Genomic DNA, 17,322 nt, shown 5'->3' on the forward strand with positions numbered 1-17,322 from the left:
TGGCTGCGGGATGATCACTTCCATGCGCACTCTGCACGGCCCGAAGGACTACCTTGAGCTGGCCCGTGCTCCCGGCACCCCACCGGAGGAACTGGCCCGCCTCGCCGCCGCCGACTTCCCGTTCGTCTGGCGGGCCCTGGCTGAGCGACCAGACCTTTCCACTGAGCTGCTGCGCTCGCTGGCCCGGCGGCCTGCCGCCGGATGGAACGGTGCCTGTCTGCTGGGGCTGATCGCCCGGCATCCGAACGCGGACCGCGAGGCGCTGCTCATCGTGCTGGCCGCGACCGCCGACCTGCTTGGCCGAGGTGAGCGTCCTTACGCGGTCGCGCTGGCACTGGCCCGCCGGATCGAACTCCCGGCGGGAGAAGTGTCCGTGCTGGGCGGTCTGGCCGGGGCATCACGGCGGTTCCGGCGTGGACTGCGGCGGGCGCTCGCACACTGATTCGCAGCGCCGTAGATGGCCACGATAGGGCCCGCGGGATGGACGGCTCCTACGCGGGCCGGATGTGAGGACGCATGTAGCCGGAACCGGCCGATAATGTGGGCGGGTGACGACTCCGCGACGCCGCGACTTCCACAACGACCCGAACGCTCCGGCGGCGAATAGCCTCGTTCCGGCGGTCGCCGTGTTCGTCCGGGACGAGCGCGACCGCGTCCTGCTGATTCGCCGGTCCGACAATGGACGCTGGAGCCTGCCCGGTGGCGGCCAGGAACTCGGCGAGTCGATTCGGGGCGCCATGGTGCGCGAGGCTCGGGAGGAGACCGGCCTCGACGTCGAGGTGACGGGACTGGTCGGTGTGTACTCCGACCCGGGGCACGTTGTCGCCTTCCGGGACGGTGAGGTGCGCCAGGAGTTCGTGATCGTCGGCCGTGCCGTCGCGGTGGGCGGCGAGCTCGCACCGGACGACGATGCCACCGAGGCGGCGTGGTTCACGCCCGCCGAGCTCGACGGCCTCGACGTCCATGAAGCGGCGAGAGTGCGGATCGCGCATGGTCTCGCCGGTGGCGCGCCGTACGTCGGCTAAGGCACTGTGGGGGGTTGATGAGCCGATTCGGCCTGGCCGGGGGTGTGTACGACGCGGCCGTGATCGTGTGGGACTACCACCGGCTTCGGCATCCGGTGAAGGTGACCGAAGTGGGGATCGTGCTCGGCTGCCACGATATCGGCGTTGCCGACACCGCCGCCTCGCTGTATCACGCGGGCAGGGTCTCGGCGTTGGTGGTGACCGGTGCGACCAGTCCCGGGACGAGGGAGTTGTTTCCGCGTGGAGAGGCCGAGGCGTTCGCCGCGCGTCTGGTCGAGCTCGGTGTGCCGGCTGAGCCGATTCTGATCGAGGACCGGGCGACCAATACGGGCCAGAACATCGTCTTCTCGCGTGAGCTGCTGGCGGTTCGGGGGATCGTGCCCGCCGAGGTGACCTTGATCTGCATGCCCTATATGGAGCGGCGGGCCTGGGCGACGTGTGCCGCCCAGTGGCCGCAGGTCACCGCGTGGTGCGCCTCGGCCGAGTGCGGGTTGGGCGATTACATCGAGGTCATGCGGGCTCGTGGCGATGTAGGGCCGCGTGAGGTCATCGAGTCGATGGTCGGCGATTTCGAGCGGATCCTGCGGTACCCGGACGCGGGGTTCGCCGTGGCGCAAGCCGTCCCGCAGGACGTTCAGGCTGCCTTCGACGTGCTTGTTGAGGCCGGTTTCGACGCCAAGCTTCTCCGCGGGTAGCCGCCTCACCGGGATGCCTCGGTCGGCGCGATGGTCACGCGGGAGGGGCGGTGCCGACCCGGTGGGCGGCGCGCCCGATCGACCTCGACCTCTTGACCACCGCCCCTCCGGCGAGCAATATGACACCTGATTCACTTCTCATATCCGCCGAGTACGAGGACGCCCGATGAGCACACCGGAGGCAGGACGCGCGGCCGTCGTCTGCGGCCCGATCCGGTGGAGCCGCGCCGAGCTCGACGCCCGCGCGGCGGAGTGGTCGCGCAGCCTCGCCGGCTTGCCGGCCGGTGCGCGGGTGGCGACGTTGTGCCGCACGGGCGCCGAGCAGATCGCGCTGTTCCACGCCTGCGCGCGCTCCGGGCTGGTCCTCACCCCGCTGTCGCATCGGCTGCGTGCGCGTGAGCTCGCAGGCCAGCTGGACGACGCCCGCCCGGCCGTCCTGCTGGCCGATCCCGAGCACGCCGCGCTCGCCGATGCGGCGGCGCTCCACTCCACGCACCGGCCGGAGCGCCGGGCGATGACGCCGGGTCCGGCGGCCGCGGAGCCCGAGGCGGCCACCGATGCCGACCGGCCGGTGCTGCTGACCTACACGTCCGGGTCCACCGGGCATCCGCGCGGGGTGGCGCTCTCGGCGCGCAACTGCGCGGCCACCAACAAGGCGCTGGACGGCATCGCGGCGATCACCACGCGCGACGTCGTCCTGCAGCTTCTCCCGCAGTTCCATGTCGCCGGATGGACGGTGCTGCCGCTGCTGGCGCTGGAGCGCGGCGCCAGCCTGGTCGTGCTGCCCGACTTCGGCCCGCAGGACGCCCTCGATGCGATCGCCGAGCACGGCGTCACCGTCGTCATGGGCGTCCCCACGCAGTACCGCGCGATGGCCGACGCGGACGGGTTCGCCGGTGCGGACCTGGGGTCGCTGCGGCTGGCGATCTCGGGTGGTGAGGAGCTGCCGCCGCGGGTGCTGGACGCGTGGCTGGCGCGGGGAGTGCCGCTGTGTCAGGGGTACGGGCTGACCGAGGCCGGGCCGAACGTGCTGTGCGTGCCGCCGTCCGATGTGGACGAATCGGCGGGCTGGTGCGGCCTGCCCTACCCGGGCGTCCAGGCGAGTCTCGAAGACGACGGCGAGCCGGTGACCGGACCCGGGCGCGGCGAGCTGGTCGTCACCGGTGACGGCGTGTCCGCCGGGTACTGGGGCCGCCCGGCCCGCACGGGTCCGCTGCGGACGGGTGATCTGGCCGAGCGCGATGAGCGCGGCTGGTACCGGATCCTCGGCCGCCTGGACGACGTGTACGTCTCCGGTGGTGAGAACGTCGCGCCGGCCGAGGTGGTGCGGGTGCTGACCGCGCATCCGGACGTGGCCGCCGCGGCCATCATCGATGTGCCCGATGAGCGGTGGGGGCGGGCCGGGATCGCTTTCGTGGAGGCGGCTCCAAACGCCACGCCGGACCCGGTTGAGCTGCGGGCGTACTGCCGTGAGCGGCTGGCGACGTTCAAGGTCCCGGCGCGTGTGCGTGTGCTGGATCGGTTGCCGCGCACCGGCGCGGGCAAGGTGTGGCGCGAGGCGCTGCGTGAGCTGACGGAGGGGCGATCATGAGCGCCGAGACGACCGCGGACGGGCGTCGCCCGCTGGGGGCGAAGGGTGCGGCGACGCGTGGGCGGATTCTGGCCGCCGCCGAGCGGGTCTTCGCCGAGCAGGGCTATCACGAGGCCTCGATCGTGCGGATCACCGAGGAGGCCGGGGTCGCGCAGGGCACGTTCTACATCTACTTCCCCGGCAAGAAGGAGCTCTTCGACGAGCTCGTCGACGACCTCAATCACCAGGTGCGGCGCACGATGAGCGAGGCGGCCGGGCGAGGTGTGAGTCATCTGGACGCCGAGCTGCTCGGCTTCGGCGCCTACTTCGCCTTCGTCGTGGAGCATCCGGGGCTGTACCGGATCATGCGGCAGGCCGAGATCGTGGCGCCGGACCGCCTTCGGCGGCACTACGACCGGATCGTGTCGGGTTACACGGTCCGGTTGCGGGCGGCGATGGAGGCGGGGCAGTTGCCGCCGGGGGAGCCGGAGGCGATGGCGTGGGCGCTGATGGGGCTCGGCGAGATGACGGGGATGCGGTGGGTGCTGTGGAACGAGGGGAAGCCGGTGCCCGACCGGGTGCTGGCCGAGACGGCGACGGTGGTCGCCCGGATCCTGGGAGTGGAGCAGTGAGCTTCGACCTCAATGGACGGACCGCCGTGGTCACCGGTGCCGCGTCGGGCATCGGTGCGGCATGTGCGGCGCATTTGGCCGAGGCGGGTGCGCGTGTCGTCCTGCTCGACCGTGACGCGGCGGTGGAGAAGATCGCGCACGAGCTCGGTGGGGACGCGCATGTCGTCGACCTGAGCGATACCGATGCGGTCTCGGCACTGGCGCTGGACGCCGATGTGTTCGTCAACAACGCCGGGATCCAGCATGTGGCGCCGGTGGAGGACTTTCCGCCGGAGATGTTCCGGCTGATGATGACGCTGATGGTGGAGTCGCCGTTCCTGCTCATCCGGGGCCTGCTGCCGGGGATGTACGAGCGCGGATTCGGGCGGATCGTGCACATCTCCTCGGTGCACGGACAGCGGGCCTCGGCGTTCAAGAGCGCCTATGTCACCGCCAAGCACGCCGTCGAGGGACTGTCCAAAGTGCTCGGACTGGAGGGCGGGCCGCGTGGGGTCACCTCCAACACCGTCTGCCCGGCCTATGTGCGCACGCCCCTGGTGGAGCGCCAGATCGCCGATCAGGCGCGCGTGCACCAGATTCCCGAGAGCGAGGTCATCGAGCGGATCATGCTCACCGAACCGGCCATCAAGCGCCTGATCGAACCGTCGGAGGTGGCCGCCGCCGTCGGCTACCTCTGCTCACCGCAGGCGTCCTTCATCAACGGCACCTCCCTGACCCTCGACGGCGGATGGACGGCCCGATGAGCTATCAGCGCGTGAACGTGACCGTCCCCGGCGGCGACCTCGCCGTCGGCGTATGGAGCAACGGGCCGGGACCGGTGGTCCTGGCCGTCCACGGCGTCACCGCCTCCCACCTGTCCTGGGCGAGCGTCGCCGGGCACTTCACCGGCACCCTCATCGCCCCCGACCTGCGTGGACGCGGTGACAGCGGGCGCCTGCCCGGCCCGTACGGGATGGCCCGCCACGGCGACGACCTGGCGGCCGTCCTCGACGCCCTCGGCCACGACCGCGTCACGGTGGCCGGGCACTCCATGGGCGGCTTCGTCTCCCTCGTCCTGGCCGACCGGCACCCCGAACGCGTCAGCCGTCTCGTCCTCGTCGACGGCGGGCCGCCGCTCCCGGCACCGCCCGGCACCCCTGAGGAGCGCCTGGCGGCGGTGATCGGGCCCGCCGTGACGCGCCTGTCGATGCGCTTTGAGTCCACAGAGGCCTATCGCGACTTCTGGCGGAAGCACCCGGCGCTGGCCGAGTGGGGACCCGACGTCGAGGCCTATGTGGACTACGACCTCACCGGTGAGGCCCCACAGCTGCGCAGCAAGGTCTCGGCCGAAGCCGTCCGCGGCGACTCCATCGACATGTACGACGGGGACGCGCTCTCCGGCGCCTGGGAGCGGCTGCGCCACGACGCGGTCTTCCTGCGCGCCGAGGCCGGCATGCTCGGCGCCCCGCCCGCGCTCTACCCCGACCCCGCGCCCATCGCGGCGCGCATGCCGGTCCGCACGCTGCCCGGCACCAACCACTACACGATCCTGCTCGGCGAGACCGGCGCCCCAGCGGTCGCCGCCGAGCTCGCCGCCGACTGAGAAGGGCCCCTCGCCATGACCCCGTCCCCTCGCCGACGACTCCTCACCGCACTCGCGGCGGCAGCCATTGCCGTGACCGGGCTGCTCGCCGTCCCCACCGCCGCCTCGGCGGCCGTCCCGTCCTACCTCACCCAGGAGGCGACCTACACGAGCGTCGCCAACGGCTGGGAGCGCGTGGAGCGCTTCCTCGACACCACACCGGGTTTCGTCCAGGAGAGCTATCCGCCTGATGGTCGCGGTGACCAGGACGGGCAGCGCAAGACCTTCTTCGGCGGTGTCGCCAAGCCGCACTCCGGGCGGTTCCTGATGTACTACGCGCCCGGCTGGAACACCAATCCCAAGACCGTCCCGGTCCTGCTCGTCCACGGCGCCAACGACAATCCCGACCGCGCCTGGGCCAACCCCGGTGAGGGCGGCGGCTTCGGCTGCGGCGCGATGTCGTGCCCGAACACCGGGATGATGCAGTACCTGTCGGGCAGCGGCCGCCGCGTCTTCGCCATCGGTTTCGCCCACAAGGAGGGCGACAACCTGATGCAGGCCCAGGAGGTCGGCGACGCCATCGCCATCATCAAGGCCCGCCTCGGTGTGTCCAGTGTGGACGTGGTGGGCTGGAGCAAGGGCATGATGTCGGCGCGCATGTACGCCTCCTCGGTCAAGCCCACGTGGGGCCGCTCATATGCCGGGGACGTCCGCAAGCTCATCACCCTCGGCGGCCCCAACGGCGGCTACGACTACCCCTTCGCCCACGGCTACGCCCACGACCTGTCGATCTGGCCGGAGTGCGGCGGCGCGGTCAACTCACCGGCCCCGCACACCTACATGACCTGCTACGGGCAGTACACCTACCACCCGGAATTCTCCTTCGTGCCCACCGGCGGCTTCGACAACTACCCCGGCCAGCGCCAGATGCTCGCCCGCTTCGACGGCGCCTACGGCATCGACCAGACCCAGCAGGACTGGTACACCACCTACTACGGCGGCCAGGGCTTCTACACCAAGGGACCGGGCATCCAGGCCGCCATCGACGCCGGATCGCTCATCGCGCGCATCCAGCAGGCCGGCGTCCCGGCCACGGTGCAGACCTACCTGCTCGCCGGTGGCGCGCCCACCGTCGTGGGCATCTTCAACGAGAACCGCGGCCCCAGCGACGGCGTGGTGTTCATCTCCAGCGCGCTGTCCACAGTGGGTGTCGCGACGGTGAGCGGCACGGCGACCGTGGCCACGGCCAACCACCTGCAGCTCGGCTGGCACTCAAGTGTCGAGGCCCAGGTCGCGGCCTGGCTGGGATAGCGAGGAGAACACATGGAAACCCTGCTTCCCGGCGTGACCGCGCGAAAGGTCACCACCGGCCGCCTGGCGGTCAACCTGCTCGAAGTCGACGGCCGCGATAGCGGACCGGTCGTGCTGTTCGTGCACGGCAACGTGTCGTCATCACTGTTCTGGCAGCCGACGATGCTCGCCCTCCCCGCCGCGTATCGGCCCATCGCCCTCGATCTGCGCGGCTTCGGTGACAGCGACCCGGAGCCGGTGGACGCCACGCGCGGCCTGTCGGACTACTCCGACGACCTCGCCGCGCTCATCGAGACCCTCGGCCTGCCTCCGGTCCACCTGGTCGGCTGGAGCATGGGCGGCGGCGTGTGCCTCCAGCACCTCGTGGACGCACCCCACACCGTGGCCTCGCTGACGCTGGTCAACCCGGTGTCCCCGTTCGGATTCGGCGGCACCCGCGGCCTCGACGGCGAACTCTGCGACCCCTCGGGTGCGGGCTCGGGCGGCGGGACGGCCAACCCCGACTTCGTCGCCCGCCTCGGCGACGGCGACCGTGGCGAGGACTCACCGCTGTCACCACGCCAGGTCCTGCTGGCCCACTACGTCAAGCCGCCCTTCACCCCCGATGAGCTCGACGTCTACGTCGCATCGATGCTGTCGACCCGCGTGGGCGACGACCACTACCCGGGCACCGCCGCGACGGTCGAGGCCTGGCCGGGCGTGGGACCGGGCGAGCGGGGCGTGCTGAACACCATGGCGCCCACGCATTTCCGCATCGCCGACCTGTCCGATGTGGACCCCAAGCCGCCGGTGCTGTGGATTCGCGGCAGCGACGACGTGATCGTCTCCGACACCTCCCTCTACGACTTCGGGTACCTGGGGCAGATCGGCGCGATCCCGGGCTGGCCGGGTGAGGACGTGTTCCCGCCCCAGCCGATGGTCGCCCAGACCCGCGCGGTCCTGGACGGCTACGCCAAGGCCGGCGGCGCCTATCGCGAGGTCGCCATCGACGACGCCGGGCACGGACCGCACCTCGACCAGCCCGAACGCTTCCGGGAGGCCCTGCTGGAGCACCTGCCCCGGCCCTGAGGCGTATGAGCCCCCTGTGGACGCGTCCGTCCACAGGGGGCTTGTGCTTTACCGCGAAAAGTTCGGTGGGGAACGGAACCCATTCATCCGCTCGGACAGTTTCCAGAGGACCGCTCCCTTGTGGAGGGAGCGGAAACTCGACCCTCGGGAGCTGACCGACCTTGAGACATTCACGCAGACGAGCGGCCCTCTCCGGGCTCGCCGCCGCCGCGCTGATCCTCAGTGGCCTGCCCGCCACCACCGCCATGGCCGGCCCGGCCGTCCCGGCTGCCGCCGCGGGGGCGGACGTGAGCGGCCCGCGCCGGGAGATCACCCTCATCACCGGCGACCGGGTGCGCGTCGACGCCCAAGGGCGCCTCGACATCGTCCGGGGTGCCGGGCGCCAGCGCGTCTCCCACGCCGTCACCACCGAGGGCGGCCGCCGATACGTGATCCCATCGGACGCCGAGGCGCTGCTGGCCGACGGCCGCCTGGACCGGCGGCTGTTCGACGTGGAGGCCCTGCTGGCCTACGCCGACACCGGCTCGCTGCCGCTGATCGTGTCGGGGGAGTCCGCCGCGCGATCTCTGGCATCCACAGGGATCCGCCTGGACAGCCTCGACGCCACGGCATCCACAGTGGACGCCGATGACCTGCCCGGTTTCTGGTCGCGGCTGACCTCCAGCGGCCTGCGATCGGGTACCAAGAGCCGGGTCTGGCTCGACGGTCGCTCGGCGAAGCCGCTGCTGGACCAGAGCGTCCCGCAGGTCGGGGCACCCGCGGCCTGGGCCGCCGGATACGACGGGACGGGCGTGACCGTCGCCGTCCTCGACAGCGGCTACGACGCCGCCCACCCCGACCTGGCCGGGCGCGTCAAGGAGGCCCGCGACTTCACCGGCACCACCCCCGGTGCCCCCGACCTGCACGGGCACGGCACGCACGTGGCGTCCACAGTGGCCGGAACCGGCGCCGCGTCCAACGGCCGCTACAAAGGCGTGGCGCCGGGCGCGAGCCTGCTCATCGGCAAGGTCTGCGTCGACTACTGCATGGACTCGGACATGATCGCCGGGATGGAGTGGGCGGCGGCCTCCGGCGCGGCCGCGGTCAACATGAGCATCGGCGGTGGCGCCACCGACGGCCCCGACCCGGTGGTGGAGGCCCTGGAGCGGCTCACCGCCGAGACCGGCACTCTCTTCGTCGTCGCCGCCGGGAACTCCGGTCCCGAGGCCGGCAGCGTCGAGACGCCCGGCATCGCGCCCTCGGCGCTGACCGTGGGCAGCGTGACCAAGACCGATCAGCTGTCGGGGTTCTCCAGCCGCGGACCGGCCATCACCCACACCGTCAAGCCCGACCTGGCCGCCCCCGGCAGCGACATCACCGCCGCCCGCGCCTCGGCCGCCCCCGGCGAGGGCCCGTACCTGACGATGAGCGGGACGTCGATGGCCACCCCGCACGTGACCGGCGCGGTGGCGATCCTCAAGCAGAGGCACCCCGAGTGGAAGGCCGCCGACCTCAAGCGCGCGCTGACCGGCTCGGCCAAGGACCTCGGCGACCTCGACGCCTTCGAGGTCGGCTCCGGCCGCCTCGACGTGGCCCGCGCGCTGACCCAGGACGTGCGCGCCGACGGCCCGGTGAGCTTCGGATTCTTCGGCTACCCCCAGGACCAGGACACCGCCGTCCGCGAGATCACCTACACCAACGACGGCGACACCCCGGTCACGCTTTCACTGGCGGTGAACGGGTCCGGCCCCGACAAGTCCAGTGTGGACGCGTTCACGCTCGCCGCGCCGACGCTCACCGTGCCCGCGCACGGCACCGCCACCGCCGCGCTGTCCTTCGACCCCGGCCCCGGCCGCACCCCCGGCGCCTACACAGCCGAGGTCACCGCCACCGACGCCACCCGCAGCTTGCGCACCGTCGCCGGAGCGGAACTGGGCCGCGAGGAGTACGCCGTCGAGCTGCCGATCACCACGTCCGGGAACGAGACCGTCCTGGGCCTCCAGATCCAGTACATCAACCGCGACACCGGCGTGAACGGCTACGGGTCGATCACCCGCGAGGACGGCAGCCGCTATCTGCTTCTGACGCCCGGCCACTACGCGTTCGCGGTCAGCGTCCGCACCGATGACGGCACCGAGAACGGCGCGGTCACCTTCACCGACCTCGGTCTCGACGTCCGCGCCCCGGCCACCCTGCCCATCGACCTGCGCGGCGCGGGCACCGTCACCAGCGACATCACCGGACTCGACGGGGAGCAGCGCCAGCTCGTCCAGTCGAGCATCGTCCTCGGCGGTGACGGCACGCCCTACTCCGGCGCGGCGCTCGGCACCGACTACTGGTCGACGCTGCGGACCCTCCCGGGCGGCTCCGGCCTGCCCGTCCACTGGTACCTCGAAGAGCTGTTCACCACCCCGCAGGCCTACTACTACACCGCGACGCAGTCCACCGACGGCCTGCCGGGCGCCAGGCAGATCACCTACCCGCTTTCGAGCCTGGCCCGCGTCGAGCACGTCGCCGACGCCGCCCTGCCCGGCACCGGGAACCTGTCGATGAGCGCCCACCGGGTCAACCCCGAACTCGGCTGGTCGGCCTCCGACGGCCCGACCGTCACCCTCGGCGCGCCCCTGGTCACTTACCACTCGCCGGGCGTCTGGGCCACCGAGGTCACCGTCTGGGAGGCCTTCGGTCCCGGTGAGCTCGCCGCGCGCGACATCACCACGACCACTGGGCAACGACAGACGGTCCGCTGGTTCGCCGCGCCATTCAGCGCCACCATCAACCCCAGCGGCGGTGGCGTCGCCCGCACCGACGGCCGGATGTACCTCGCGCTCAACCTCTTCGGCGGCCCCGACGCGGCCATGCGGAACCTGACGTACACCACGACCGGCAACGGCGCGACCCTCGACGTCAACGGCGAACGCGCCTTCGACGACGTCTTCGACCCGACGGGCCGGCACTACTACCCCCTGCCGGGCGGCACCAACACCACCGGTGACTTCGTGCTGAACGCCTGGACCAAGCGCCAGGTGCCGTGGAGCTCGCGGGTGTCGACGTCGTCGGTCGAGCTGCACTGGCGGGAGAACTCGATCCCGCAGGACTGGCGTGACGCCGACATCAGCCTCGTCCGCCTCAACGCCACCGGCGTCCGCGATGGCTACGCGGCGGCGGCCCTGCCGCAGCTGGTGTCGCTGATGGTGGAGCACCAGGTCGCCGGTCCGACGAAGACCCTCACCTTCGAGGTGTCCTACGACGAGGGCAAGACCTGGCGGAGCGTGCCGCTGGCGCGCTACGGCGAGTCGGCCCTGGCGGTGCTGGTGCACCCGGCCGGGGCGAGTTCGGTGTCGACGCGGATGACCACTGTGGACTCCGATGGGGGCACCTCGAAGCAGACCATGATCGGGTCTTATGGGCTGAGGTAGCGGGTGTGGGAGGGCGGTCCGGGATCGGGCCGCCCTTCAGCCTGTGTGCAGGCGGGCGCGGTCGCGTCCCGGGGCCAGCAGCCCCCGCGCGACCGCGGTCAGCGCCGCCGCGCACAGCATGATCGCGCCCGAGGCGATCCAGGCCGGTGCGTACCCGTGGTGCTCGGCGATGATGCCGAAGGTGAAGGGACCGGCCATGCCGCCGAGGTAGACGCCGGTCTGCATGACACCGGACGCGGCCGCAGGCGCCTCGGGGTTGGTGGTGGTCACCGCGTAGGTGAGCACGCCGGCCCAGGACCAGCCGAAGACGTAGCCGATGATCACCCCGATGGGCAGTGTCCACAGGGGAGTCGCCGAGATCAGCGCGAGGCCGCCGGAGCCCAGGGCGAGCATGACGGTGACCAGTAGGAGCCCGTCGGCGCGTCGCCGGTCGGTGAACCAGCCGACGGCGATGCGGGCGATCAGCCCGACGAAGCTGCCCATGGTCAGGGTCAGGCCCGCGGCGGCGGGGGAGAGGCCGTGGTCGACGGCGGTGGCGACCAGGAACGGGGTGATGTTGCTGGCGGCGCTCGCGGCGCAGAAGGCGGCCGCGCCGGTGATGAGCAGGCCAGCCGAGGGGCGCATGCGCTTGGCGTCCTGGCGCTTGGGGCCGGGTGTGGCGGCGGGCAGGCCGCGTAGGGGGATCATCGTGGTCAGTGCCAGGATCCCGGCCATGACGAACGCCCATCGCCAGCCGACGGTCAGCGCGATGATCGGGACGCAGGCTCCGGCGATGAGCGTGGAGGCGGGGATCGCGGCCTGTTTGAGTCCGAACAGCAGTCCTTGGCGGCCGTCGGGGACGTGGCGGGCGACCAGGAGGTTGGACGCCAGTTGTCCCAGTGAGTTGGCCGCGGCCCCGGCGGCCAGGATGATCACGAGCGCGGCGAGGCCGCGGGCGAAGGCGGCGATGGTCAGCATCGAGGACGCCGATAGCGCGATGGCGGCGCGCCCGCACGCGACCGCGCCGTAGCGCTCGACGAGGCGTCCGGCCGGGATCGAGGCCAGCGCGGAGGTCCCGAAGTATGTGGCCACGGCCAGGCCCACCCCGCTGGACCCGAAGCCGAGGTCGCCGGTGATCTGCACCGACAGGCCGCCGACGAGGAACACCGGGATGACACACGCGATGGTCATCGTGGTGGCGGCGCCGCCGGCACGCAAAGGTGAGGGGTTCATCGCCGAGGGACACTACGTCGCGGCGGGCTCGCTGGCACCCGGCTTGGGCGGTGATCTGCGCCTCAGGGACCGTCCATCCGGGCACCATCGCGATTCCATCGCCCGTCCCTAGCGTCGACCACATCGCGTCCCGGCTGCCGGGCCGGGGCGCACCATTCGAGGTAAGGGACGGCGATGGTGAAGCCCCTCAGCGCGCACGACCCGGCGCGCATCGGCCCCTACCGGCTCATCGGCCTGCTCGGCCAGGGCGGCATGGGCCGGGTCTACCTCGCCCGCTCCCTGGGCGGACGCCTCCTCGCCGTCAAGGTCATCTCCGGCGCGCTCGCTGGTGATCGGAGCTTCCGTCGCCGTTTCGCGGCCGAGATCGCCGCCGCCCGCAAGGTCGGCGGTTTCTACACCGCCCAGGTCGTCGATGCCGCGACCGAGGCCGACCCGCCGTGGCTGGCCACCGCCTACTGCGCCGGGCCGTCCCTGCAGGAGGCCGTCGACGTGTACGGTCCGCTGTCGGGGGAGGCGGTGGAGGTGCTGGGCGCGGGACTGGCCGAGGGGCTGGCGGCGATTCACGCGCGGGAACTGGTGCATCGCGATCTCAAGCCCGGCAACGTGATCCTGGCCGAGGACGGGCCGCGCGTCATCGATTTCGGCATCGCTCGCGCGCTGGACGCCGCGCACCTGTCGACCACCGTCATCGGCACGCCCGGCTACATGGCGCCCGAGCAGGTGACCGGTGCGCCCGCCGGGACGGCCGCCGACGTGTTCTCCCTCGGCTGCCTGCTGGTTTTCGCCGCCACCGGGCACGGCCCCTACGGTGAGGGCCCGACCGAGGCGATCGTCTACCGGGTCGTGCACGGGGAGCCGCACCTGTGGGGTCTGCCGCCGCGGCTCGCGCCGCTGGTCACGGCCTGCCTGGCCAAGGATCCGGCGGCCCGGCCCACCGTCGGTGAGATCCTGCGGGGACTGTCGGTCCCTCCACAGGCGACACTCGCGCTGCCCGAGGGTGTCACCGCGATGATCGCCGAGCGCGGGCCGGCCCGGCTGCTGTCGGAGACGGGCGGGGCCGAGACCCTGGTGCCGGAGGCGGCGGCCGCGCCACGGCGGCGCGGCCTGTTCGGTGGCCTCGGCCTGGCCGCGGTGCTCGTGGCGATCCTGCTCGTGAGCCTGATCAACGGCGGGGGAGATCCCGGGGCGGCCGGGGGCCCCGGGATCACGCCGACGACGTCGGCTCCCCTGAGCCGGGATCCCTGCGATGTGACCGATGAGCAGGTCCGGCGCGCCAACCGGCTCACCACCACCGGCACGCCCGACGGCTACTCCGATGACAAGGCCACCGTGCGGACCTGCACGTGGAAGTCGGAGTTGTTCAGCGCCGACGCCCGCCTGTCCTTCACGCTCATCTACGCCTCGGCCGTCATCGAGCTCATCGACGGTCCCGAGACCACCTCGGCCGACCTGGCCGGGCTGCCCGCCGACACCGTCGTGCGGCAGACCAAGGACGAGACCGCCTGCGTCGTCGCCTGGCTGACCCGGCGCGGGCAGGTCGCCGTCTACGGCCGCGTGGCCGAGCCTACCGGCGTCCTATGCGACCTGACCGCCGACTTCGCCCGCTCGGTCCTGGCGAAACTGCCGGCGTAGCCCCATCGACACCACGGAGGGCCGACATGGCCAGTTTCCGCAACCGCTGCGGTGAATGCTCCTACGCCACCGACTGGGGCGCGGAATCGGCGAGCACCGACGCGATGCTGGAGCACTACAGTCGCGCGCACCCGGACGTGTTCCCCGGCGGGGTCGTGGAGTTCCGGACGGGCCGTGCTCGCCGCGAGGGACCCGGTTTCCTGACCATCGTGGGTGTGGTCGTGCTGATCTGCCTGTTCCTGGCCGCCTTGAGGGACTGCCGATAGGAGCGTTCTGTACGCATCGCCCCTGTGATGGCAGCATGGTCGCAGGACCTACGGCGATGGGCGGGCGACCTGTGGGCGAGCGGCTGGAACTGTCACTGCTGGGACCGTTGCGCGCGCGGTTTCGCGGTGAGCTCCTCGATCTGGGGCCGGTGCGGCAGCAGGCGGTGCTGGCGGCGCTGGTGTTGCGTCCGGACACCATCGTCGACGCGCGCAGGCTTCTCGATGACGTGTGGGGTGATGAGCCGCCCGCCTCCGGGCTGGGCAACCTGGCGTCCTATGTGTACCGGTTGCGGCAGCGGGTGCCGATGCCGGTGCTGGTCACCGAATCCGGCGGGTACCGGTTCCTGGCCGATCGGGTGCGCGTGGACGCCGCGTGGTTTCGCCATCGGCTGGCCGAGGCGAGGGCGTCGCGTGATGCCGGGGACCTTGAGGCGGCCGTTGGTGCGTACGGCGAGGCGATCGGGCTGTTCGCCGGTGAGCCGCTGGCGGGGGTGCCCGGCCCGTTCGCCGAGGCGCAGCGTGCGCGGCTCACTGACGTGCGGCTGCGGGCGCGGCGGGAGAAGCTGGAGTGCCAGCTGGGGCTCGGCCGCCACGTGGAGGCCGCCGAGGAGCTGGCCGAGCTCGTCGAGGAGCAGCCCTTCAGCGAGGTGCTCGCCGTCCTGCTGATGCGGGCTCTGCACGCCGGTGGTGGACGCGCCGAGGCCATGGCCGTCTTCACCCGCCTGCGCCAGCGGCTGTCGGAGGAGCTGGGTGTCGAGCCGGGTGGGGAGGCGCAGCGCGCCTACCGGGAGCTGCTGACGGCCGTGGAGCGGCAGGCGCCGCCGCGCGATGAGCTGCCCGCCGACCACGGCGACCTCGTCGGGCGCGAGCGGGAGCTGGCCGTGCTGGCCGCGCCGGGGCGTCCCGATGTGGTGACGGTGCGGGCCGTGGACGGTGTGGCCGGTGTCGGTAAGACCGCCCTGGTGGTGCAGGCGGCGCGATCCCTGCGGGAGGCGATCGGGCCCGACCACTGTCTGTTCGTCGACCTGCACGGCTATACCGAGGGACGCGATCCGGCCGATGCGAGGACGGTGCTGCGCAGGCTGCTGCGCGCGATCGGCGCCGATGACGCCGGGATCCCCGATGACATCGACGAACTGGCCGCCACGTGGCGCAGTGCCGGTGGCGCGCGGCGCATCGTCCTCGTGCTGGACAACGCCGCCGACGCCGAGCAGGTGCGGCCACTGCTGCCCTCGGGGCCTGGTAGTCACGTGCTGGTCAGCGGCCGCGCTCGCCTGCTCGGCCTGGACGTGCCGGTGCGGGTGAGCCTGGAGCCGCTCGCGCCAGGGGATGCCGCCGCGTTGCTCACCGCCGTGATCGGTGAGGCCCGCTCGGGGAGTGAGCCTGAGGCGGTGGCCCGCCTGGCGGCGCTGTGCGACCATCTGCCGCTGGCGGTGCGGCTGGCCGCCGCCCGGCTCCAGAGTCGTCCGATGTGGACGGTGGCGGAGTTCGTTGAGCGGCTCGCCGACGACCGCTCCCGGCTGGGTGAGCTGCGTGCCGGGAACCGCAGCGTGGCCGCCGCCCTCGGCCTGTCCTACCGGCAGCTGCCGGTAGAGGAGCGGACCGCGTTCGGGGCCTTCGGCTGGTTCCCGGCCGCCGAACTCGATGTGTTAGTCGCCGCGGCCCTGCTCGGGCGCCCGGCACGGGAGACCGAGCGCGTGCTGGAGAACCTCGTCGACGCCAACCTGCTGCGGCAGCCGGCCAGTGGGCGCTACCGCATGCACGACCTCGTCGCCGCCTACGCCGGGCGGCTTCCCGAGCCCGCCGGCGTCGAGGCCGCGCGGGCCCGGGCGCTGTCGCTGTACCTGTCCGCCGCCCGCCGTGCCAGCGACGAGGGACCGGCGGCCTTCCCGACCGGACCCGAGGGGCTCCCGGACGCCTTCGCCGACATCGACGCCGCCGACGCGTGGCTGTCCACCATGTCCGGTGTCATCGTCGAGGCCATCGCTCATCCGGCGCTGGCCGCCCATCCCGACCACGTCTGCTGGATCGCCGAGGCCCTCCTCGACCACTTCACCAGGAGCGGCGCGTTCCACGAGGCCCGGACCGTGCTGTCGACCGCGCTGGCCGTCGTCGGCCGCGCCACCGACGCGCGGATGGTCCCGGCGCTGCCGATTCGCATGGGCATCGCGCTGGGCATGCAGGGCCGCTACGGCGAGTCCGAAGACTGGCTGCGCCGCGGCCTGGTCCTCGCGAGGAGTACGGGTGAGCCGCGCGAGCAGGCCCGCGCGTTGGGTGCGCTCGGCACCGTCACCCGCTCGCTGGGGCGCGATGAGGAGGCCGTCACCCACCTCACCGAGGTCCTCGACCTGGCCGGGCGCCTCGACGACGACTGGCTGCGCGGCATGGCCCTGTGCAACCTCGGCGCCGTCCATCAAGGGCGCGGCGCCACGCAGGCGGCCCTCGATTGCTTCAACGACGCCGTCGCCCTCGCCGAGCGCGTCGGCGCGCCCCGCGTCATCGGCAAGTCCCTCTGCTACACCGCCGGACTGCACCTCGAACTCGGCCACCACGCCGAGGCCGCCGCGCAGTCGCGCCGGGCGGCCGGGCTGGCCGAGCGCGCCGGGGACCAGGCGCTGCTCGCCTTCGCGCTGACCCGCCTGGGCTCGGCCGAGCAGGGCCTAGGCCGCCTCGATGAGGCGATCGACGCCCACCGTCGGGCCCTGGGCCTGGTCACCGAACAGTCCAGTGTGGAGACCGAGATCGAGATCCGCGAGCGGCTCGGCGCGGCCCTGCACACCATGGGACGCATTGATCAGGCGCGGGCGGAGTACGCGCGGATCCTCGACCTGACCGTCGACGGGTCCTTCCCCGAGCGCCGCGCGGCCGCCCGCGACGGTCTCGACCGGTGTGAGCCGTAGCGTTCCATCGAAATTCCATCGCGGCCTTCTACCGTGGCGGCACCTGATCCGG

At 72.3% G+C, this 17,322-nt stretch carries 14 protein-coding genes; 13 read left to right on the forward strand and 1 reads right to left on the reverse strand.

Translation table 11 applies throughout. From position 1 onward, the window contains the following. Positions 1–22 precede the first annotated feature (22 nt). The 10 genes from QSK10_RS14440 to QSK10_RS14485 all read left to right on the forward strand — a co-directional run bounded on the left by QSK10_RS14440 (position 23) and on the right by QSK10_RS14485 (position 11,260). The gene (locus tag QSK10_RS14440; RefSeq protein ID WP_285663299.1) at positions 23–442 is read left to right on the forward strand and encodes a hypothetical protein; all 420 of its coding nucleotides are present in this window, start codon (positions 23–25) and stop codon (positions 440–442) included. A 106-nt stretch (positions 443–548) separates the two neighbouring features. After that, positions 549–1,025, forward strand: a complete 477-nt coding sequence (locus tag QSK10_RS14445) for an NUDIX domain-containing protein (RefSeq protein WP_285663300.1) — start codon at positions 549–551, stop codon at positions 1,023–1,025. Between the two features lie 17 nt (positions 1,026–1,042). Then, a complete protein-coding gene (locus QSK10_RS14450; RefSeq protein WP_285663301.1) occupies positions 1,043–1,720 on the forward strand; it encodes a YdcF family protein in 678 nt (225 codons plus the stop codon). A 166-nt stretch (positions 1,721–1,886) separates the two neighbouring features. Further along, a complete protein-coding gene (locus tag QSK10_RS14455; protein WP_285663302.1) occupies positions 1,887–3,311 on the forward strand; it encodes a class I adenylate-forming enzyme family protein in 1,425 nt (474 codons plus the stop codon). Next, positions 3,308–3,922: a TetR/AcrR family transcriptional regulator gene (locus tag QSK10_RS14460; protein ID WP_285663303.1), complete on the forward strand. Its 615-nt coding sequence runs from the start codon at positions 3,308–3,310 to the stop codon at positions 3,920–3,922. Before QSK10_RS14455 ends, QSK10_RS14460 begins: the two co-directional genes overlap by 4 nt. Further along, positions 3,919–4,665 (forward strand): 3-hydroxybutyrate dehydrogenase, encoded by a 747-nt coding sequence (locus tag QSK10_RS14465; RefSeq protein ID WP_285663304.1) that lies wholly within the window; start codon positions 3,919–3,921, stop codon positions 4,663–4,665. The genes QSK10_RS14460 and QSK10_RS14465 overlap by 4 nt, the downstream gene beginning before the upstream one ends. Continuing rightward, entirely contained in the window at positions 4,662–5,504 is an 843-nt protein-coding gene (locus tag QSK10_RS14470) for an alpha/beta hydrolase (protein ID WP_285663305.1), read from the forward strand. The genes QSK10_RS14465 and QSK10_RS14470 overlap by 4 nt, the downstream gene beginning before the upstream one ends. Positions 5,505–5,576: 72 nt before the next feature. Further along, the gene (locus QSK10_RS14475; protein ID WP_285663306.1) at positions 5,577–6,794 is read left to right on the forward strand and encodes an esterase/lipase family protein; all 1,218 of its coding nucleotides are present in this window, start codon (positions 5,577–5,579) and stop codon (positions 6,792–6,794) included. A gap of 12 nt (positions 6,795–6,806) precedes the next feature. Further along, entirely contained in the window at positions 6,807–7,862 is a 1,056-nt protein-coding gene (locus tag QSK10_RS14480) for an alpha/beta fold hydrolase (RefSeq protein ID WP_285663307.1), read from the forward strand. Between the two features lie 161 nt (positions 7,863–8,023). Continuing rightward, complete coding sequence (locus tag QSK10_RS14485) at positions 8,024–11,260, forward strand: S8 family peptidase (protein WP_285663308.1); 3,237 nt, start codon at positions 8,024–8,026, stop codon at positions 11,258–11,260. 36 nt (positions 11,261–11,296) lie between these two features. On the opposite strand, the gene QSK10_RS14490 is transcribed toward QSK10_RS14485, so the two are convergent. After that, positions 11,297–12,472, reverse strand: coding sequence for an MFS transporter (locus QSK10_RS14490; protein WP_285663309.1), 1,176 nt, complete (start codon positions 12,470–12,472; stop codon positions 11,297–11,299). A 174-nt stretch (positions 12,473–12,646) separates the two neighbouring features. On the opposite strand from QSK10_RS14490, the gene QSK10_RS14495 reads away from it, so the two are divergent. The 3 genes from QSK10_RS14495 to QSK10_RS14505 are packed head-to-tail and all read left to right on the forward strand — an operon-like array spanning position 12,647 to position 17,270. Further along, positions 12,647–14,104 (forward strand): serine/threonine-protein kinase, encoded by a 1,458-nt coding sequence (locus QSK10_RS14495; RefSeq protein ID WP_285663310.1) that lies wholly within the window; start codon positions 12,647–12,649, stop codon positions 14,102–14,104. Between the two features lie 26 nt (positions 14,105–14,130). Beyond that, positions 14,131–14,370: a hypothetical protein gene (locus QSK10_RS14500; protein WP_285663311.1), complete on the forward strand. Its 240-nt coding sequence runs from the start codon at positions 14,131–14,133 to the stop codon at positions 14,368–14,370. Positions 14,371–14,405: 35 nt separating this feature from the next. Continuing rightward, entirely contained in the window at positions 14,406–17,270 is a 2,865-nt protein-coding gene (locus QSK10_RS14505; protein ID WP_285663312.1) for an AfsR/SARP family transcriptional regulator, read from the forward strand. The last annotated feature ends 52 nt before the right edge of the window (positions 17,271–17,322 follow it).

This window comes from Actinorhabdospora filicis (genome assembly GCF_030269765.1).
In the GTDB taxonomy this organism is placed as follows: domain Bacteria; phylum Actinomycetota; class Actinomycetes; order Mycobacteriales; family Micromonosporaceae; genus Actinorhabdospora; species Actinorhabdospora filicis.

Excerpts from the sequence above, each read along its gene's own strand:
- QSK10_RS14440 (WP_285663299.1), top strand. The coding sequence starts at position 23 with ATGCGCACTCTGCACGGCCCGAAGGACTACCTTGAGCTGGCCCGTGCT.
- QSK10_RS14450 (WP_285663301.1), top strand. The coding sequence starts at position 1,043 with ATGAGCCGATTCGGCCTGGCCGGGGGTGTGTACGACGCGGCCGTGATC.
- QSK10_RS14455 (WP_285663302.1), top strand. The coding sequence starts at position 1,887 with ATGAGCACACCGGAGGCAGGACGCGCGGCCGTCGTCTGCGGCCCGATC.
- QSK10_RS14460 (WP_285663303.1), top strand. The coding sequence starts at position 3,308 with ATGAGCGCCGAGACGACCGCGGACGGGCGTCGCCCGCTGGGGGCGAAG.
- QSK10_RS14470 (WP_285663305.1), top strand. The coding sequence starts at position 4,662 with ATGAGCTATCAGCGCGTGAACGTGACCGTCCCCGGCGGCGACCTCGCC.
- QSK10_RS14480 (WP_285663307.1), top strand. The coding sequence starts at position 6,807 with ATGGAAACCCTGCTTCCCGGCGTGACCGCGCGAAAGGTCACCACCGGC.
- QSK10_RS14490 (WP_285663309.1), bottom strand. The coding sequence starts at position 12,472 with ATGAACCCCTCACCTTTGCGTGCCGGCGGCGCCGCCACCACGATGACC.
- QSK10_RS14495 (WP_285663310.1), top strand. The coding sequence starts at position 12,647 with ATGGTGAAGCCCCTCAGCGCGCACGACCCGGCGCGCATCGGCCCCTAC.
- QSK10_RS14500 (WP_285663311.1), top strand. The coding sequence starts at position 14,131 with ATGGCCAGTTTCCGCAACCGCTGCGGTGAATGCTCCTACGCCACCGAC.
- QSK10_RS14505 (WP_285663312.1), top strand. The coding sequence starts at position 14,406 with ATGGTCGCAGGACCTACGGCGATGGGCGGGCGACCTGTGGGCGAGCGG.